This window comes from Mycobacterium sp. 1274756.6, from assembly GCF_001668625.1.
Lineage (GTDB): Bacteria > Actinomycetota > Actinomycetes > Mycobacteriales > Mycobacteriaceae > Mycobacterium.
Map to the genome: position 1 here is coordinate 100,798 of NZ_LZLJ01000060.1, position 19,808 is coordinate 120,605.

Genomic DNA, 19,808 nt, shown 5'->3' on the forward strand with positions numbered 1-19,808 from the left:
GTGAGCGCCCTGGTAGCCACCGAGCCGATCATCCGTGCGCGCTTGCACAAAGCGCACAGCAAGCACTACCGGAACGGTGTCCTCGGGTTGCGGGCCGAGCCCGTCTGGGGCGGTGGTGATTTCACTTTCGAAGGCACCGCCGTGCGGGTCGTGGCCTGCCCGTCGGTGTTGGCGCTGTGGGAGGCTATCGATGGCCGTGACCCGGACGCCTGGACAGTGGTGCTGACCGATGTCGACGACGACGAGCTCGGCGACACGGTGCTGGCCCATCTGCTCGACGGCCGGCTACTCACCCCGGATCCGTGGGAGGCATTGCGCGGCAATTTCTCGGCAACCACTATCGAGCCGGCCTTGTATCGGTCACCCAATGACCGCGCAGTGGCCAACGGGTTGCTTGCCTTGTTGTCAGGGGGCGACTATCGGCCAGCACCCGGCGGGGTACTAACACTCGATCACGCGATGGCTATCCTTTCGCGGGCGGTGCTCGGCATTGTCAAAGACACCGACGTCGAGATCGACGCCCTGGCCATTCTGGAGTGGAGCCGCTCCCAAGAGGCCGTCGACGGTCTGGTTCGGTTGAGTGCCGATGGCGGCGCCGATCTGGCCGTGGTGTTTCGCGCCTGGCTGGCCGGACGGGCCGGCCGCCTGGCCACGCCGCTCGCCGCGCTGCTGGAAGCCGGGCGCATCGCCGAACTGGTTCCACTGGGAGTGGTTGCGGGGCTGTTCGGTGCCGACAGCGTGGCCGCGAATGGCGTCGGGCTGGGGTTTTTCTTGAGTCGCTGCAGCTTGACCAGTCTCGACCAGGACGTCCTGGATGCCTGGTACACCGCAACACGGGGGCTGGTCATCAACTCGCTGGGCGAGCCGCAGCAACAGGCCGTCGTCGACGCTGCGGCCGGTATCGTCACCAGCCTCAATCTCACCGAGGTTGCCGCCGTGTCGGATCTGCTGCCGCAGGGCCTGCACGCCAGGCTCGATGTCCTCGCCGAGGCACTGACCGCGGCGGTACCGGCACCGCCGCCCCGGAATGCCGACCGCATCTTGGTCTCCGAGACGGCGCTGCGGCTCGTCGAGGACCGCTGGGCCGAGGTGCAACGGCATGTCTTTGCCCCGAAATCGACCGCGGTTGACGCCTGCGACGGCGGGGTGCGGTTGGTTCGCTGGCTCGGCACGGCGGATGGGTCCGCAACTGATTTGGCCGCTGCAGCCAACGCTTACGTGCGCTCGGGGTCCTGGGTCGATTCGGCGTTAACCAAGGCGCGCCGCGGAGCAGCCCGCCCGAGCGTGGCGGCGGGGCTGCGTGCGGTAATCGATGCTGCTCTGGCGCGACGAGGCCGCGACGATCGGCAGTTCGCCACCCTGCTAGCCGAAGCACCTGTCCCGGCGACGCCGGTCGTGGAGACTGTGCTGCCCGAATCGGTGATCCCGGTTGCCCGCAACACCCCCAGCTTGCTGATCGTTGTCGATGCCTTGTCGCTGGCGGCCGCCAACGACCTGGTAGCCGCGATCGAGCAGCACGGCTGGCTGGAGGTCACCACCAACCCCGAAGCGCGTCGCTCGTTTGCTCTGGCCGCCTTGCCGACACTGACCGGGCGCAGTCGCTGCTCACTGTTGTGCGGCGAGCTGCGCGAAGGTTCGGATAGCGCGGAGCGCTCCGGCTTCCTTGCGCTGATCAAATCGGCGGGTCTACAAGCACCCGGCGGAGTACCTGATCCGATCTTTCACAAAGCCGCCCTCGATGCAGTCACCAGCGGAGCGTCATTAGCCACCGATGTCCGCAACGCCATCGCCGACACCGAACACCAACGGTTAATCGCGGTGGTACTCAACTACGTCGACGACACCCTGCACCACACCGATCCGGGCCGCACCGACTGGAACTTGGACACCATCACCCACCTGCAGGCGGTCCTCGACGCAGCGAAAGATGCCGGCCGCGCGGTTATCCTTACCTCCGATCACGGCCACATCATCGATTACAAAACTGGTACCAAACTCGACCGCGCCGGCACTCTCGGCCAGCGAGCTCATCGCGACTTCGCCGTTGTCGACACCGAGCGTGAAGTGGTGGTCGAGGGGCCGCGGGTGCTCACCGACGACAACCGGGTAGTGCTCGCCGTCGATGAGAAGGTGCGATACGGCGCCCGCAACGCGGGGTATCACGGTGGGGCGACACCAGCGGAAGCGTTGGTTCCAGTCGTGGTGCTGGTTGCTGGTCCGGTGCCCGATTGGGCAGTTCCCGTCGTCGGGGTTGAACCGCCATGGTGGCACGCTGCCGTCGCCGCCGACGTTCTGCCGTCGCCGCCTGCGGTGCCTGCGGCTCAGGACAAAGCAAAAGCACCCCTCCCGCAGCCGAGCCTGTTCGACACCGCAGAGCCGACCAAACTTGAGCCGGCCGCCCGCCCGCTGACGCAACAGGTGCTTGCCAGCCGCGTGTACCGCAACCAACGTCAGTTGGCAGGCCGGATTGTCGTTACCGACGGGCAGATCGGCGCATTGCTTGCCGCGCTACTGGCGGCACCGGAGTTGACCACGTCGCAAGCGGCCGCAGCGCTGGCGGTACCGGTCGGCAGCGTCAACGGTGCCCTGATGCAAGTAAAACAGGTGCTCGACGTGGAGGGCTACGAGGTGCTGGGAGTCCGCGACGGAGTAATCAAACTCGATGTTGCCGCCTTGACCGAGCAGTTCGGCGTCGAGCGGTGAGCCGGATATGAGCGGAGTATCGGCCCGGCGGCGTCGCGAGATACTCGATGCACTGCGCCGCGGCACGGTGCCGTCCAACGGGCTGGATCAGTTGGCTGTTGGGCTGGGGAGATTCGAAGCAGAGCTGGATTCCGAACTTGATGTTGTCGCCGGCGGTACTGGCATGTTTAAAGCGGTCCGCGGTGAATACGGTTCGGGCAAAACGTTCTTCGCACGCTGGTTGGCTGATCGGGCGGTCAAAAAGGGTTTCGCTGTAGCCGAAGTCCAGATCAATGAGATCGACACCCCGCTGCACAAACTGGAAACGGTGTATCGGCGCAGCATCGAATCGCTGCGCACCGCATCGCTGCAACCCAGCGCGCTGCGGCCGATCCTTGACGCGTGGTTGTTCACCATCGAACATGACGCGAGCCAGGAGGGCATTGATGTCGACACGCTGCTGGAACGTCGCCTCGCCGATGTCGCCATCCGGGCGCCGTTGTTCCCGTTAGCAATCCGTGCCTACCGTCGTTTCGTTGCCGACGGTGACCACGACGGTGCCGACGGACTGGTGGCCTGGCTAGGCGGACAGCCGCACGTCGCCGCGACGGTGAAACGGCGCGCCGGCATCAAAGGCGACTTGGATCACTACCTGGCGTTGGGGTTCCTGCGCGGCCTGCTAGCGATCCTGGCCGACGCTGGCAACCCCGGCCTGCTGCTGGTGCTCGATGAGGTGGAGACATTGCAACGAGTACGCAGCGATGCGCGGGCCAAGGCGCTCAACGCGCTGCGGCAGTTGGTCGACGAAGTTCACGACGGACACTTTCCGGGGTTGTATCTGCTGATTACCGGCACCCCAGCGTTTTTCGAAGGCCGGCAAGGCATTGCCCTACTGCCACCGCTGGCCGACCGCCTGCACACGGAGTTCAGCAAAGAGCCGCGCTTCGACAACCCGCGCGCACCCCAGCTGCGGCTCACCGGGTTCGACCAGGAGCGGCTGGTCGAATTAGGCGTGCGAGTGCGTGACTTGTACGTCTCCGGCGTGGCCGAGCCCGACCGGGTGCGTTCGGTCGCCGACGATACTTTTCTGGATCGGTTCGCCACGGCCGTCGCCGGTGAGCTCGGCGGCAAGGTGGGGATCGCGCCACGGCTGTTTCTGCGCAAGCTGGTCGACGTGCTCGACAAGATCGACCAGTTCCCCGACTTCGACCCGTACAACGACTACGAAGTGACCATCTCCCCCACCGAGTTGTCCGCCGCCGAACGAGCCGAGCTAACCGCCGGTGACGTACCGCTCGATCTGTGATGGAGGCTTTCGCTGCGCTGCATCCGGGCGTGCAGTACCACCTGGCGAACACGTTGCGCTGGAGTGAGCTGCGCCCCACCCAGGCCAAGGCCGTTGCACCCATACTGGCTGGCCACGACACGCTTGTGCTGGCACCGACCGCCGGCGGCAAAACTGAGGCGGCAGCGTTCCCCCTGCTATCCCGAATGGCCGACGAGGATTGGCAGGGCGTCTCGGTGCTTTACGTCTGCCCGCTGCGGGCGCTGCTGAACAACCTGCAGCCCCGCCTGCACGGGTACGCGCAGTGGTTGGGGCGTTCAGCAGCGGTCTGGCACGGCGATGTGAGTCAGCCGCAACGCCAACGCATCCTGGCCGAGCAGCCCGACATTCTGTTGACCACCCCGGAATCTCTCGAGTCGATGCTGGTTTCCACCAAGGTTGATCCGCGGGTGCTGTTCACCGGGCTGCGCGCGGTGGTGGTCGATGAGATCCACGCATTCGCCGGGGATGACCGCGGCTGGCATCTGCTGGCGGTGCTGGAACGGCTGTCACGGATCGCCGGCCGAGAGTTGCAGCGGATCGGGTTATCGGCCACCGTCGGCAACCCGGATGAGTTGCTGGCCTGGTTGCAGGGCAGCTTCCGGGACCGTATTCAGGTTGTGATTGCTGCTCCCGAGGTGGCCGCACCCGCCGCCCCCAACATCACCGTGGACTACGTCGGCTCCATCGATAACGCCGCCACCGTCATCGCCGCCCTGCATCGCGGCGAAAAGCGGCTGGTATTCGTTGATAGCCGTCGACAGGCCGAAGAACTTGGTGCCGGCCTGCGGGAGCGTGGCGTCGAAACCTACTTGTCGCATTCGTCGCTGTCGGCTGTCGAACGGCGTCGCTCGGAGGCCGCGTTCGCCGAGGCTCGCGACACCGTGATCGTGGCGACGTCAACGCTGGAATTGGGCATCGATGTCGGGGACTTAGACCGGGTCATTCAGATTGGTTCCACCCGCACCGTAGCGTCGTTTCTGCAGCGGCTGGGCCGCACCGGGAGGCGGCCGAGGTCTTCGCGTAACTGTCTGTTCTTGTGTATCGATGACGAGCAAGTGCTGCTGGCCGCCGGGATGTTGCACCGGTGGGCCGCCGGGTGGGTGGAACCGATCGTGCCGCCGCCGCACCCGCGTCACATCGCCGCCCAGCAGATGATGGCGCTTTGCCTGCAGCAGCACCGTATCGGTGTCGGCGAGTGGGCGCAGTGGTGGGGTGATCTGCCGGTGTTCGATGAGTCTGCGCCGCAGATCGTGGACTACCTGATCTCCCAGGGTTATTTCGAGCGTGATGGCCCGTTCTTGCAGATCGGTCCGGAGGCCGAGCGGCGGTTTGGACGCCGCTACTTCTCCGATCTGACAGCGGTGTTCACCGCGCCGCCGGAGTTTTTGGTGTTGGCCGGCCGCATGGAGGTGGGCACCATCGGCACCGATCTGCTCACCGAAGAAGTCGACGGTCCTCGGGTGTTGCTGTTAGGTGGCCGCTCCTGGCAGGTGACGCACGTCGACTGGGAACGGCGGCGGTGTTTTGTCGAAGCTGTCGATGGCGGCGGAAAAGCCAAATGGTCGGGCGATTCGGGTGGCCTGTCTTATGACATCGCCCGCGGGATGCGCGACGTGGTGCTGGGCGCCGATCCCGAGGGTGTGGCCTTCACCGAGCGTGCTGCTGGGGTGCTGGCTGCCCTGCGATCCAGTTATAGCGGTACCGTCGCTTCGGATCGGTTGATCGTGCGGATGCCCGGCGATTCCGCCGGCCGGTGGTGGACGTGGGCGGGCACCGCCGCCAACCGCAGCTTGCAAGCGTCGCTGCCGAGCATCATCGACCCGCGGCAACGCCTCGATGAGAAATCAATTCGGCTGCTCCCCGGGATTACCGTTTCGGAGTTTTCCGATGCCCTTGTCAGTGTGGCCTGGCAGGATCCAGATGTCGATGCGAATGCGCTTCGCGGGCTCAAGTTTTCAGCAGCGTTGCCGACGGAACTGGCCATGCACACGCTGGGCGCCCGCCTGGGCGACGAACCCCGCGCACGCGAAGTAGCCGACCACGAACGGTCAATCATCAAAGGAGAAGGTTGACATGGTCGAGCCGGGCGTACGGAGCAGCATCAGACAGGGGGCCGCCACTAGCAAGCTGGTAAGCCATAACTCAGCCGAATTCGGTAACGTTGGTCAATTCTCAAAATTCGTCATGCTTAGCCGGCGCTAAGCGCAGAATTAGGTCATGTCGACATCGCCGCCAATCTACTTCCGTCAAGCAGAGACCAGGCGAAGAATCGCGAAGCTTGAAAAATATGTCGAAGAGAACCTCCTCCGTAAGAAGCGGTTCATCTGTGTCCACGAGACCACGTGCCGCAAATCATGCGCGCCGGGACACGTGTTCAGCCCAGGGACCATGAGCCACGTCGGACGGCACTTCGATCTATGTCGTGGTGACGTGCCGCTTCGAGTGGTGGTCGTCGGCCAGGAAGCCAAAGACTGCAAGGTGACGCTGGCGACGCGCTATCAGGAAGTTCACGACCACACCGGGCTTGAGCAGCACCAATATCGTCAGGGCGAGTATCACGGTCGCAACCCGCATATGCGGGGTACAACATGGGCCCTGCGGACCATCTTCGGGCAAGGTTTAGGGACCGACCGCGATGGTGAGTTTGTGGTCCCGGCCCGGGGCGAGAAATTCCACCTCTTCGACGGCTTCGCCTTGGTCAATCGTCTGCTGTGTTACTCAGGACCTAAGGACGGTGTCCAGGCGCGCGCTACGCGAACAATGCTCGACAATTGCACAACACACCTCTCGGCCACCCTGTCGATCCTCGAACCTACGATCTTGATTCTCCAGGGCAAGAAAGCAGCCCACGGTACCGAGCCGGTTCTGACCGCTGGTCGCACCTACAGCGACCACCTCTACGAAGCGCATCTCGGCCGTCACCGGCTGATGGTCTGCGCCTTCTCGCATCCGTCTGCGCATGACAACCAACGGTGGGCCGACCGGACGGAGTATTTAAGGAACGTGGTTTGCCCCAACTTACGCAAGGCGTTGAAGTATTCCTAAATCGATCGGCATTGATCGGGTGCTCTGGTTTACCCGGAGGGACTCGCCGGAGCCAGCTAGCTTCGTCGTCGGAGTGGCTCAGGAAGCGCCCTACTATGCACCACCACCAACTCCCTGTTCGCCCTGGTCAACGCCGTATACAACGGCCCCTGATGCCCACGGTTCTGCCGGAAAGCGGCCGGCTCCACCACGACGACCGCGTCGAACTCGATGCCACGTGCCGAGTCGGGATCGAGAACGGTGACCTCACGGCCGTCGCGTTCCCACGGGCTCGGGTCGTGCATGGAGCCCACCCAGCCGCGAGCCCGCAGGGTTCTTCTGGCCACGCCGGTATCCGGGCCGATGACCGCGACAGTCCCCAGCGGGTAGGCGGTCAACAGGCGCTCCACCTGATCGGCGATCGCGTTACCGAGTTCGGCCGGCCGGACCTTCTCGACCGTCGGCGCCGGTCCGTCCTGTTGGAACGCGGTGATCGCCCGCTCCCCTGGCGGGAGCAGCCGCGTCGCGAACTCCAGAATCGGTCGGGTGGAACGGTAACCGATCGCCAGCTGCCGAACCGGTGTGTCTTCGGCGATGGCGATCAGGTCGAGGATCTCGGGCCAATTGGTCGGCGTGTGGTCGGACCGGCGCTGGTTGAGGTCGCCGAGTACGGTCCACGTGTCGGCCACATTGATCTCATCGAGGAGCAACCACCCGAGCGGTGTCACGTCCTGCGCCTCGTCGATCACGATGTGGGTGATGCCAGCCAGATCGGTCGGCGGGTTGACTTCCCACTGGATGTAGGCGAGCAGCGGGGAGTGCGCCCGCATCATCAGGGCGTGTTTGTACTCGGGTAGCCCGCTGAGGTACTCACTCCATTCCGGATCACGGGCGATCGCTGCGCTGTTGGCGCGCATGTACTCGTACACCTGTTCCGGGGACAGCGCCGCACCGCCGTTGGACGTCCGGACCCGCCGGATGGCCGTGCGAAGAAACCGCACCAGCTTCCAGTCCACGTCGCGCGATGTGCTGGAGATGTCACCCACCGGCTGGAAGTCCAGGCCGAGGATGTGTTGCCACAGCTCGGGCAAAGACAGCACCCGGATCTGGTTCGAGCCGGGGGCGAGGCGGTTGATCACGTCGATCACATGCTTGGAATAGCCCGGGGTCGGCCCGATCAGCAGAAGATTGCCCTTGAGCTTCTTCTCGGCCGGGGTCTCGTCGTTGACCAGGTAGGCGGCCCGGTGCGCGGCGATGATCGTTTTACCGGTGCCGGGTTTGCCCTCGATGATCATGTTGTCCCGCGCCGCGACCGTCACCAGGTCGTATTGATCCGGTTGCAACGTCGCCAGAACGGAACTCAGCCCCTTGGTGCGCGGCGCCTGCAACTGGGCGCGCAGTGCCTCCTCCGCCCGGATACCCGAAGGGCCGTGATCATGGTCGTGTTCTTGGTCAGCCGGTGCATCCGCTGCCGGCGGTGTCGGCTTCGGCACATCCCGTACCGGTGGTTTGGGCATGCTCGGCGGGGCAGGGATCGTCAACCCCCGCTTGGCGAAGGGGCGGTCCGGAGCATCGGAGCGCACCACCTCGTCGGAGAGATCGATGAGCCGGCCGTTGCGGTGGACGAAGGTGCGGATGACGGCGACGTCGTCGCATAGTTTGTGGTGATCGTTGCCGCGGAAAAACGTACACGCGATCGGTGCGGTCCAACTGAAGACCTGAATGCCGTCGAGTTCGGCGTGGTGTTCGCCGATGTAGAAGTCGGACTGGCCCTCCAGCACCCATTCGTCCGGTCCGACCAACGCGACCCGGCCTGCCAACTCCCCGCTCTTCACTTCGCGTCGCGTCGGCACGCCCGCCCCGGTCCACAAGCTGTTGCGGGGTCCTTGATAGGCCGAAGAGCGCTTCGATTTCTCCCGCAGCGCGTTCGTGTACCGCTTCTGCGTGGTCCGCTCGTCCTCAAGCTCAAGATTTTTGCGCGCCGTACTCATCAATCCCTCCACTACGCCACAATCTCGATGACACATGCCGCGAGCGGCTCCAGCCGGATCTCGGGCTGCACTTCGCTGTGCAGGTCCGCGCAGAGCGAGCTGTAGCGTTCCTGAGCTCGCCGGCGCTGGCTTTCGAACAGCGCGATGGCGCGTTCGCCGCGTCCTCGGTGCCGCGCAGTGGCGATCCGGTTCTCGATGGCCGCCACCTTGCGCTGGTGCTGCTGTTCCAAGGAGATCGCCCGGGATTCCCGAAGCGCCTCGAATTCGTGACTTCACCGCTCCTGCTCCTCCAGGTGCCGACGATGCAGCTGGTTATGGGCACGCTCGGCGAGTCTCTCGAGTCGATCGATCGGCGGCAGCGGGGCGTCGACCAGCCGTCCTTCGGCGAGTGCCGCCAGGAGCGCGTTGCCCGGCCCTTCGCCCGCATCGCGGCCGGATTCGGTCACCGCGGAGCCCCAAATCTCATCTCCCCCACGCGAGGCCGATATCGCTTTGGCCATGACCACAACGTAGATACCGGGTCCGACATTCTCGGTTGCCGTCGACAGCCGCAGGGAAGCGAACCGGGCTTGACGATGTCCGGGGACCGCAGCCGCAGCCATCGCCAGGGGGCTGGTGGCGGTGAGGAGTTTTCCGCCACGGGTGCGGGCCAGCTCCTGGTCGAGGACCAGCGAGATCGGGATCTCACTGCGAAGCTGCGTGGACAGGTCACTGGTCTCCGCGCGGGTGCGTTGCGCTGTTTTGGCCAGTTCGTCGACGCGGCCGGCCATGACCGGGTTGCCGTACAGTTCGGCTGTCCGGTTGTCGGCCGCGAGGCGGATGCCCGCCGCCCCGTCCACGCGGGCCCAGTCGTCGAGCAGTTGCGCCAGCTCGTGTTGGCCGATGTAGCGACCGGTGCGAACGAGGTCGTCTTCCAAGCCGGCGACGTCGACGTCGTTGCTGACCAGCAGCGCACTGGAGGCATCCGAAACGTCTTGGAGTCCGGCGCGTTGTTCCTCGATGGCGGTTTCGACTTCGTGGATCTTCTGCGCACGCTGCTCGGCTGTCAGGGTGAAATCGAATCCCGCCTCCAGCACTTTGGGGGCGTTGGCGGCGATGATCGGTTCGAGGGCCCCGATGGATGATTCGAAGATTCCGATCCGGTCCAGGAGGCGGGACAGGATGCGTTCGTCGATGGTGGCGTCGTTGACGAAGTTCACGACCAGCATGGTTTCTTCGACCTGACCGATCCGGTCGATCCGCCCGATCCGCTGTTCGATTTCCATCGGGTTCCACGGCAGGTCGTAGTTGATCACCGCCGAGCAGAATTCGAAGTCGAGGCCCTCGCTGGCGACGCGGTTGGCGAGGACGAAATCGTAGCCTCCGCTGCGGAAGTCGGCCATGATGCGCCGACGCCGCTCCCGGTTGACGCCCCCGTGCATGACGGCGACCCGAAAATCGGCCTCGAGCCGACCCATCAGGTAGGCCAGCGTCGGTCGCGAATGGGTGAACACCAATGCCCTGCGACGCTGCTGGTGCAGCGTGCTCAGCACCCGGTGCAACTCATCGAATTTGGTGTCGACGTCCTCGGGGAGCCGGCGTGCCGCAGCGAGCAGTCCGGCATGCGGTTCCAGACGGACCGCGGGCGCGTCGGAGTCGGCGTCAGCGATGGTTCCGAAAGTCTGCGGGTCGAGCACGGCGCGTCGGGCCATCGGCAGGCAGGCGCTGGCAAGCCGCAGCGGCATCTGCATCGCGAAGTGCAGGGGCCTTCCCATCGCGACCGCGCGGTCCTTGCACCACTGCAGGTACTCGTCGTAGAACTCGACTTCCGCCGGGGCCCAGGTGATCGGGCGACGGTCCAGAGTTCGCTTGGATTTCCGGTCGTCGACCTCCACCTTCTTGGTCCGCGTGATCACCGTGGACAGCGTGTTGAGGTCGGCCAGATAACGTTTCGCCTCCACGACATCGCGGGGAGTCAACCGTTGCTTGTCCAGGAGGTCTTTCAGGAGTCCGAATTCGGCCCGCTGCATCAACGGTGCCCCGAGCGCTGTCGTTCGGAGTTCGTCGAGTTTGCCGCACAGCTCACGGCCATCGACGCCCTTGTCGACCAGGCGCGTCGCGACGGCGTTGATGATGCGGTTGGGCTCCAACCGCAGTTCGAGATCGCGGATATCACCGTAGTCGCCCGGCGCCAGCAGCTCCAGCAGGTTCAGCAGGTCGTCTTGGCGTAGGTTGATCGGTGTCGCGGTGAGGAAAACCAGGTTGTCGGCCCAGTCGGTGAGCCGTGTCCCCAACGCGTAACTCTTGGTGTCTTGGTTGCGCATGGAGTGCGCCTCATCGACGATGACCAGATCGAATTCCGGGGGCAGCTCGTCCAGCTCTTCGATGCCCGCCCAGGTGCGCAACCGCTCGATGCTGCAGATGTAGGCCTGCCGACGCGGCAGGCGGTTCTGGCGGTGCTTTTCCAGAAAAGTTCGCAGCGTGCTGCTGTCGAGTTCGGTCAGGTCGAACTCGAAGCGGTCGTCCATCTCCTCCTTCCACTTGCCGACCAGGCCTGCCGGGCAGACGATCAGTACCCGATCGGCCTCCCGGCGTGCCTCCAGCTCCGTCCAGATCAAGCCGGCTTCGATGGTCTTGCCGAGACCGACCTCGTCGGCGATCAGGATCCGGGCCTTGCCGGTTTGCAGCAGTTTGAGCACCGGTTTGAACTGGTAGGGCCGGAAGGTGGTGCGGGTGGCTCGAAACGAGAACAGCGTGTTGGCGAACTTGCTCTGCAACTTCGCGCGGGTCAGTGTGGCGCCGAAGCGGCGCGCCGGCGTCGGCTCGCGGGTGACCCAGGCGCGCGGATCGTCGAGCTCTGGGCGAGCCTTCAACGACGACTCGATGACGCTCTGCTGGTGGCCCTCGATGATCACCGTGTAGGACCACTGGCTGGACCGGCCACCGAGAAACACCCGATCCCGGATCACCACGTCCGCATCGCCCGGGTGGGTCACCGCCGCCTCGTTGATCGCAAACCGTGGCGACGGGACCGCATGGCCGTCCAGCCAAAACTTCTCGGCCCACCCGTACGCCGCCATCAGCGGGTGGTCGTCGGTGAGCTGGTCGAGCGGCGTGACCGTCGCATCCCCCGGCAGCGCGCCGTGCGCGACCTGCATGACCAACGCGCCGCCGTCGATACCCTCAAACCAATAGAGCCCCTCCGGCAAGTCGATCTCGGGCTGGCCCAGAACCCGACATTCGCCGGCGAGGGAGGCGAGCTCGCGGACCGGTCCGTCCAGGACGAGTGCCCGCGGGAATTCACCGCGATCGAATGCGACGTTGGGCTGCTCCGGGTCCGGGTGGTAGCCGAACGACGGCGAACCTTCCGGTACCGATGTGGGGCGACTACCGAACACGGTTGAGATTCCCGGTTTCTGAAGGGGTGTCGGCGATGTGGATCAACCCGCCGGCCTGGCGTGTCAGCGCGCCGTTCCCGAGCACCCTCTCCAACGCCTCCCCCAGCCGTTTCCCGATCGCCTGCGTCATCCGCTTACCCCCGAACAACCCCAGCGCCTCCCGCTTCAACTCCTCCGCCTCGATGCCCCCGGTCTGCTCGGCGACCACCAGCATCGCGTTGCCGATCTCGATCAGGCTGACCTCGTCGAGCACCCGGCTCGCCCCCTCGGCGGGGCAGCGCACCGCCCGCCAGGTTTCCGGGTCGAGCTCGCTCGGCCAGTAGAAGCGCTCGGGGTCCGAGCGGCGGCGATACTCCGCCGGGACCAGTTGACGAATGGCGCGCCGGCGACTCTCCGCGACGCGGTTGAGCCTGAACGCCCCGGCCACGAGCTTGGCCAACCGATCCGGGTGTACCGGGCCTTCGGTGGCAACCACCTGGCGGATCACCTCGAGCACTTGCGGCTTGGCGTAAGCCATCGCGATGTCATCGAGCACACCGACATCACCGACGACCACCGGCGACCACTCGCGGAAAATCTGCAGCATCGGATGCCGTTTCGGTTTCGGCGGCGGCGCGGCCGCCACGGCAGCGCTGGTCGGTGCGAAACGCAACGGCGCCAGCTGCTGCGGCTCCGTCGGAACCGGCTCCGCCGCCACAGGTGCGGGCTCGGTGGCCACCGGCGCCGGTTCGGGCTCGGCTTGCCGCTCGCGCGCCTCGGTCACCGCACGCTGCAGCCGGGCGATCACGTCGTCGCGGTCCTGCAGCCACTCCGGCAGCCACACCCGCTCCACGGCCGGCCAGCGCAGCAGCCCGGCCAGCACGTCGACCGGCAGCGCATCCCGGTCGGCGACGGTACGTCGCTGGTACCAGGCCGGGCTGTCGAGGAGCACCGCCACCAGCGGCTGCTGCGGTGCCAGCGGGTCAGAGATCACCAGATCCACCCGGAATTCGGACAGCCCGACATCGGCGGCCACCGGCAGGTCCGCGCCCCGCAGCGCCTCGGCGATGTCGTCGTGGTGGCGGTCGATAACCGCTTGACGCTGCCCGTCGCCGTTGATCGCCTCCGCTCCGCGGGCGGCCAACTCCAGGTAGGCCTTCAGATGTTTGGTGCCGACCTGGGTGGTTTCCTCGGCGCGCAGCCGGTGCGGGTCGAAGCTGGCGTAGAGCACCACTTCGCGGCGAGCGCGGGTGATCGCCACGTTCAGTCTGCGCTCCCCGCCCGGTTTGGACAGCGGCCCGAAGTTCAGCGGCACCACGCCTTTGTCGTTGGTGCTGAAGGCCACCGAGAACAAGATCGTGTCGCGTTCATCGCCCTGCACGTTCTCCAGGTTCTTCACGAACAGCCCGTCGGGCTCATCCAAGGCGTGCAGGAGCCGGTCGTCGCCGGCGTCGCGCAGCAGGTTCTCGATCAGGTCACGCTGCTGGGCGTTGAAGGTGATCACTCCCAGTGACGGCGCGGCTGCCGGCGAGGCGGCGAACCGCTGCCGGATGTCGGCGACGATCCGATCGGCTTCGACCCGGTTGGTGCGCAACGTCTTACCCTTGCCGGCACGTTCGAAGACCCCGTCGACCCGCACCAGCGACACCCCGTACCCGTCGCCCACCGTCGGCGCCGGGAAGGAGGCCAGCTTGCCCTCGTAGTAGTGGTGGTTGCTGAACGCGATCAACGCTTCGTCTTGGCTGCGGTAGTGCCAGGACAGCCATTGCCGCGGCACCTGGGCCTGCACGCATTCGGTGAGGATCGACTCCTCGTCGAGCACCACGCTCGGGTCGTATTCCTCCTCCTCGTCGATGCTGACACCGGCTTCGGCGAAGCTGGTCGGCGGCATCTGTTTGGAATCGCCGACGACCACCACCGAGTGGGACCGCCCCATCGCGCCGACGGCGTCGGCCACCCGGATCTGGGAGGCTTCGTCGAACACCACCAGGTCGAACAGACCCGCCTTGGCGGGGAAGAACCGCGCCACCGAGTCCGGGCTCATCAACGTGCACGGCAGGATCGCGGTGATCAGCTCACCGAAGTTGTCGATCAGGGTGCGAATACCCATCCCGCCGCGGCGACGTTCCAACTGGCGGCGCAGCGCACCGACCTGCCCGGCCTCGGTGGCCGCGTCGAAACGCCGCGCTGCCAACAGCTGAGCCGGAATGGCACGCGGCAACTCATCGCGGATCGCCTGGGTGCTCTCGGTGAACCGCTGAATGGTCTTGCCGTGGGCGGCGACGTCGAAATCGCCCAGCGCCGTGGCATCCAGCCGCTCGGTGATCGAGGTGCCGGCCAGCCCGCGGTCGAACGCCAGCGCGGCGTCCTCGCCGGCCACCTGCCCGGTCAGGATCGCGGTGCGGGCCTCATCCATCCCGATCGTGCGCAGCGGCTCTACATGGTCGACCAGATCCACCCACCGCTGCAGGAAGACCGGGGTTTCCAGCCGCCGCGTCGCGCGGGTGGCCCACCAGCGGACTATAAACGAGTCGTCACCGCCCCAGGCTTGCTGCCGGTCGAGGGTGACGCCGCTGGTGTCGATGAGGGCTTGCCAGGCGGTGGCGAGTCGACGCAGCGGCTCGACCAGCGCACCGGCGGGAGTGTGCGCGTAGTAGTCGCGCAGGTCGGCGACATGCGGCTGGTGCGGTGTCTCCGACAGGGCGGCGACGAGCCGGGTGAGCCAGTCCAGGCTGGCGGCGACGGGGGCGCTCGCCTCGGTCAGTAGCGGGTTCCAGGTCGCGTCGATCACCGTGACCGGTAGCCGGGTTAGCCGGGCGCGCAGGTCGGTGACCGCGGCGTGGGTTTCGGCGATCGCGGCGGTGAGCGTCGACAGTGTTTTGAGGTCAACGGTTTTCGGCTCGACCCGCAGGGCATCGGCCAACTGCGCCAGCACCGCGCGACGGCGTTTCTTGCGCCCGAAGAAGCCCGATTCGTCGGCGTCGAGTGCTTGCTGATGGATCGCCGGGAGGTCCAGATCCATCGCTTCGGGCCCGACGGTCTCCAGCCATGTCGGCCGGTTGGCGGCCAACTCCGCGAGCGTGCGGCGCAGTGCCGCCAGTTCTGCCGTCCAGGTATCGGTGTGCAGGGCGTCGAGGGCGGCCAATGGGTAGCGCGGCGCGGTGCCCAGTGTCGCCCAGGCCTGCAACGCTTCCGGGTTTTCGGCGCGACCGAGCTTGGCCAATTCGAGGCCTTGGCGTTGCGCGTCGTCCAAGGCGGCGTCGAATTCGACTGCCGCCGCGTGCATTCGGGTGACGTCGGCGGGTGCGGCGTTGAGGAAGCCCCACGGGTGGTCGACGCTCGGCCGGGCCAGGTCGGCTTTCTCCGGCAGCGCGCGCAACACATCCCGGATCAGGTCGATGGCCTCGGTGGGTCCGTTGGCCACCAGCGTTCGGGGCACCGGTAGCGGCGCCACCGTCTGGTCGGCGGCGAGTTCGGTGGACACCGCGGTGTAGGCCGACAGCCCGGCGGTGTTGGCCTCGTGGAGCCGATCGGCGTAGCGGCGCAGGGTGTGCCGGCTGGCTTCGGCGGCCTGCCTGCTGGTGCGCAGCCGGTCGGTGTCGGCGGTGACCCGCAGGTCAAGGGCGGCTTTGATCTGGGCGCGCACCGCCGTCGGGCGAGCGGATTTGTCATGCAGGTTCAGCGACAGTGCCCCCAGGCCGACGGCGTCGAGCCGTTTTTTGACCACGTCGAGGGCGGCCTTCTTCTCCGCGACGAACAGCACCCGCCGACCGGAGGCCATCGCGTGCGCCAGCAGGTTGGTGATCGTCTGCGATTTCCCGGTGCCCGGCGGACCCTCCAGCACGAAGGTGCGACCGGCGGCCGCCTCGGCCACCGCCTGCAATTGCGAGGAGTCGGCGGGTACCGGCATCTGCGCGCGTAGTTCGTCGAGATCGACGGCTGCCGGTTCGCTGACCGGGTCGACGAACGGTTGCAGCGGCGTGTCGATGAGGTGGCGCACCAGGCTGTTGCCGGCCAGGATCTGCCACGACTCGTCGAGGTCTTTCCACAGCGGGAACTTGGCGAACTGCAGCACCGACAGATGCACCGTCTCCTCGACCCGGAAAGGCAAACCGGCGGTCGCGATAGCGCGGCGGACCGCGTCGAACGTGCCGGCCAAATCAATCCCGGAGGCGTCCGCGACGGGGTTGGCCAGCTCCGGGATCTCCAGCCCGAAGCTCATCCGCAGCTTTTCCACCAAGCAGTAGTTCGGCGTCGATGCGCCGGCCTCGTCTAGGGTCAGCACGTAGCGTTCGCCGCGGTTGCTGGTCGACAGGCTCACCGGCACCAGCACGACCGGTGAGCGCAGGTCCCGGTCGCCGAAGCGCCAGTTGAGCATCCCGAACGCCAAGTAGAGGTTGTTCGAACCGGTCTCTTCGACAATGGTTTTGGCTTTGTAGGCCAGGTAGCGCAGCTTGCTCTTGTACGACGCGGCGGTGATGTCGATGTAGACGTTGCGTTTGTCGGCCAGCAGTACTTGCCGTTCCTCATCGGGCAGATCCCGGCCGTAGCGCACCCCGCGCGCGGCGTCGATGCTGGGGACCTCGTCGGAGGCCAGGAGCGTGATCCGCGCCGAGGCGTTGACGTCGTCTTCGAACCGGGCCACCGCCGATCCGGGCACCTCGAGACGGAAGCCGGCGCGGTCGGTGTAGTTGATCAACCGGTTGCGCAGGCTCAGGTCCAGCAGTGCGTTCTTCCACTGGCTGACCCGGGTCGGTGCGACCGGTCCGGCGGCCGTGGGGGCGGCCCCCGTCGGCGCGACGTACGGCGCGATCGTCGGGGCGGCGGCGGGCTGGTATTCGATGACCTCGACGGTGCCGGCGGCATCGGTGCTGCGACTGGGCAGCGGGAAGATGCGTGACTGGCGGGCACGGCGAATGTCGGTCACGCCGAGGATCTCCGCGAGGTCCCCGGACAGATGTTTGGTCTGCGGTGTGGTGACCGCGTCAGCAAAGGGCGCGGCCTGGGTACCGCCGGTGAGCATCGTGGTCTCGATCAGCCGGATGTGGTCGAGGTCGACGAGGTTGACCACGTCGATGACCTCGGTGGTCGACACCGCGCCGAGCGCGGAATCCAGTCGCCAGTAGCCGAGGAAGGCGTGGCCTTTGAGCACCCACAGCGTTGTGTTGATCCCGGCCTGCTCGAGGACGGCGGCCATGGTGACGGTGGTGTCCAGGCAGGTGCCCAGCCGTCCCTCCAGCACCTCGGCCGGGGTGCGGATCTTCTGGCCGTCCATCCCCCAGCTCGCGGGTGGTTCGGCGTAGCGGATGTCGGCGCCGGCCATCGCTTCGTAGACCGACCGGGCGATGGCGTCGACGCGCTCCGGGTTGTCGCTTTGGTAGCCGTCGATCGCGGAGTTGCCGGTCAGGGCCTGCAGCCGGTCGGAGACCCTCGGCATCAGGGCGGCCACCGCGGCGGCGTTGGGTTGGACGTGGGTGGCCAGCATCTCCAGCGCCAGCTGCGTCGGGGAGGCCTTCCACTGGTTGGCGGCCAGGATGGTGACGTCGTGGGATTCCTTGGCCAGCGTCATCCCCGCGGCGTCGCGCAGCGTCGCGCGGATGGCGCCGGGACGGGTTTCGTCGACAGCCAGCATGGCCGCCGGGTCGAGCAGCAGGTTCACGTCTCGGAGGGAGGTGGGCGCATGCGCCGCGAGATCCAAGTGGATTTCGCTGGATTCGCCGTGTGCCCCGTCGGCGCTCATCACGTCCAGCTGCAGGACCGCGCCGCGCAACTCGCCGCCGGCGTTGTCCACGGTGATGTGGTCGATGACCGGTACCCGGCAGTGGGCCATCGGGTAGCTCAGGTCGGCCACGGCGTGGATGGCGATGCGCGGCGCCTCGGCGGCGGTCTCGGGCTCTTCGGACAGTTCGACGTGCTGCGGGGCGGGCCGTTCAGTGCGTGACGGCTCGGTTGGTGACGGCTCGGCGGGCCGACCGGGGGCGACCGCGGATTTCAACTGGGCGATCCGCGCCGCGTGGTCGTCGGCGCCGATGGCGCGCAGCAGCAGGTCGGCGGAGTCGAGAGCCCGGTAGGCCTGCTCGGCGGTGAAGAGCTCGTTGTGCGCCCAGCGGTTGCGTACGTCGCGCAGTTCGCTGGCGTAGTTCTGCGCGGTGCGGGGCAGGTGACCGCTGAACGGGTAGCCAAGCGCACCCAGCCGCTCGGTCATCGCCCGCAGCTGAAGCGACAGGTCGCCGCTGCGGTAGGTCCCGACCCGGCGACCGGCGGCTTCGTCCTTGCGGCGCAGCACCTCGGGCCAGGCGACGCCGGGCGAGAGCACCCCGGCGAAGACACGATCGACGAACGGACTCAGCCCCTCGATCAGGATGCCCAACGCTTCGCCAACGGTGGGGTGAAAATCGGGCTCGGTCAACGTCCTCCCTATCAACTGAGCTCAACCTGTGTGAATGATAAGCAGCGTAGGACCAGGCCCCGACACGATGGCCCAAAGTAGGCAGGCAATGATCCGCATCGGGACTGCTCAGCAGTCACCCCTGCAACAGCGCTCCCACCGTCCCCGGCCGCCACTGTCTGCCGGTCGCGGTGCGCTGGCCGGCGGAGTTGAGCACCCGCGCCGTCGCGGCCTGGGTGACCCCGCAGCCGTCCACCAGCCAGCGCGCGTAGCGGCGCAGCAGCGGCTTGCGGTAGTCCCACGGCGCTTCGGCCGGCGGCAGGACCGGTGTTCCCGACCGCTCGGCGGGCCGGACTGTCCGCGGCTCGCCGGTGGGTCGCAACCCCCGCTTGACCGAGCGGGCGCTCGCGGCGGCCACCAGTGTCCGCTCGATGTCGCGGCTCAACTTCTTCATGCCGGCCGCGGCCAACGCGGCGTTGTCCAGGGCGTCGACCGCCCGGACCTCGCGGCGCAGCGCGAAGTCGAGCTCGTGGATTCCGCCGTCGGTGGGAAACGGCCACAGGTTGCGGGTGGCCCGCAGGTTCAGGCCATGCCGTTGCAACACGATGCTCAGCCGGCGCCAGTGTTGCTCGCGACCGAGGTCCGGGCCCAGGAACGGCACCCAGACGTCCAACCGGTCGGTGATCGCCCGACTCAGCGCGGCCACCACCGCCTCGACCTCGGCGAGGTCATCGGTGCGGTCGGGCTCGCCCTGCTCGAACCCGTAGGCGTCGACCAGCACGCAGTTCTGCGACTGCGCGGCCGCGACCAGGTCGTCGCGGTGGGCCAGCGTGTCGGTATCGCCGAGCAGCAGGACACCGATCTGCGCTGCGTTGGGGTCTGCGGAATGCGTCATGGCTGCCTCCCGATGGGTATGGCCTCCACCCGGAGGCGCTCTTACCGGCGCCGGTCGGCGCCGATCGCTTCGTCATCCGAGCCACCCACGAGCGTGGGGTTGGCGCGCCGCCCAGTCGGAGCTTGTCGACGGCGTCTCATGAAGC

9 protein-coding genes and 1 riboswitch are annotated in these 19,808 nt (G+C 66.8%); of the genes, 4 read left to right on the forward strand and 5 right to left on the reverse strand.

Annotation, left to right across the window (positions count from 1 at the left end):
• The 4 genes from pglZ to A5643_RS18115 all read left to right on the forward strand — a co-directional run bounded on the left by pglZ (position 1) and on the right by A5643_RS18115 (position 7,054).
• The gene (gene pglZ / locus A5643_RS08110; RefSeq protein WP_066853733.1) at positions 1 to 2,703 is read left to right on the forward strand and encodes a BREX-2 system phosphatase PglZ; all 2,703 of its coding nucleotides are present in this window, start codon (positions 1 to 3) and stop codon (positions 2,701 to 2,703) included.
• Positions 2,704 to 2,710: 7 nt separating this feature from the next.
• Positions 2,711 to 3,988, forward strand: a complete 1,278-nt coding sequence (gene brxD, locus A5643_RS08115; RefSeq protein ID WP_066853735.1) for a BREX system ATP-binding protein BrxD — start codon at positions 2,711 to 2,713, stop codon at positions 3,986 to 3,988.
• Positions 3,988 to 6,081 carry a DEAD/DEAH box helicase gene (locus A5643_RS08120; RefSeq protein WP_066853865.1) on the forward strand — a complete coding sequence of 698 codons (2,094 nt, stop codon included), beginning with the start codon at positions 3,988 to 3,990 and terminating at the stop codon, positions 6,079 to 6,081. Before brxD ends, A5643_RS08120 begins: the two co-directional genes overlap by 1 nt.
• 145 nt (positions 6,082 to 6,226) lie before the next feature.
• Positions 6,227 to 7,054: a uracil-DNA glycosylase family protein gene (locus A5643_RS18115; RefSeq protein ID WP_156628657.1), complete on the forward strand. Its 828-nt coding sequence runs from the start codon at positions 6,227 to 6,229 to the stop codon at positions 7,052 to 7,054.
• Between the two features lie 56 nt (positions 7,055 to 7,110).
• Here A5643_RS18115 and A5643_RS08130 read toward each other — a convergent pair whose 3' ends face one another.
• The 5 genes from A5643_RS08130 to A5643_RS08150 all read right to left on the reverse strand — a co-directional run bounded on the left by A5643_RS08130 (position 7,111) and on the right by A5643_RS08150 (position 19,663).
• The gene (locus tag A5643_RS08130; protein WP_197497680.1) at positions 7,111 to 9,024 is read right to left on the reverse strand and encodes a helicase domain-containing protein; all 1,914 of its coding nucleotides are present in this window, start codon (positions 9,022 to 9,024) and stop codon (positions 7,111 to 7,113) included.
• Between the two features lie 11 nt (positions 9,025 to 9,035).
• Positions 9,036 to 9,254: a hypothetical protein gene (locus tag A5643_RS08135; RefSeq protein WP_066853741.1), complete on the reverse strand. Its 219-nt coding sequence runs from the start codon at positions 9,252 to 9,254 to the stop codon at positions 9,036 to 9,038.
• A gap of 42 nt (positions 9,255 to 9,296) precedes the next feature.
• Entirely contained in the window at positions 9,297 to 12,401 is a 3,105-nt protein-coding gene (locus A5643_RS08140) for a DEAD/DEAH box helicase (protein WP_066853742.1), read from the reverse strand.
• Complete coding sequence (gene proA, locus A5643_RS08145; RefSeq protein WP_066853744.1) at positions 12,391 to 18,789, reverse strand: anti-phage protein ProA; 6,399 nt, start codon at positions 18,787 to 18,789, stop codon at positions 12,391 to 12,393. The genes A5643_RS08140 and proA overlap by 11 nt, the downstream gene beginning before the upstream one ends.
• Before the next feature lie 115 nt (positions 18,790 to 18,904).
• Positions 18,905 to 19,663: a hypothetical protein gene (locus A5643_RS08150; RefSeq protein ID WP_066853746.1), complete on the reverse strand. Its 759-nt coding sequence runs from the start codon at positions 19,661 to 19,663 to the stop codon at positions 18,905 to 18,907.
• Positions 19,664 to 19,695: 32 nt separating this feature from the next.
• Positions 19,696 to 19,807, reverse strand: a riboswitch (SAM riboswitch).
• Position 19,808: the final 1 nt, after the last annotated feature.

Excerpts from the sequence above, each read along its gene's own strand:
- brxD (WP_066853735.1), top strand. The coding sequence starts at position 2,711 with ATGAGCGGAGTATCGGCCCGGCGGCGTCGCGAGATACTCGATGCACTG.
- A5643_RS08120 (WP_066853865.1), top strand. The coding sequence starts at position 3,988 with ATGGAGGCTTTCGCTGCGCTGCATCCGGGCGTGCAGTACCACCTGGCG.
- A5643_RS18115 (WP_156628657.1), top strand. The coding sequence starts at position 6,227 with ATGTCGACATCGCCGCCAATCTACTTCCGTCAAGCAGAGACCAGGCGA.
- A5643_RS08130 (WP_197497680.1), bottom strand. The coding sequence starts at position 9,024 with ATGAGTACGGCGCGCAAAAATCTTGAGCTTGAGGACGAGCGGACCACG.
- A5643_RS08150 (WP_066853746.1), bottom strand. The coding sequence starts at position 19,663 with ATGACGCATTCCGCAGACCCCAACGCAGCGCAGATCGGTGTCCTGCTG.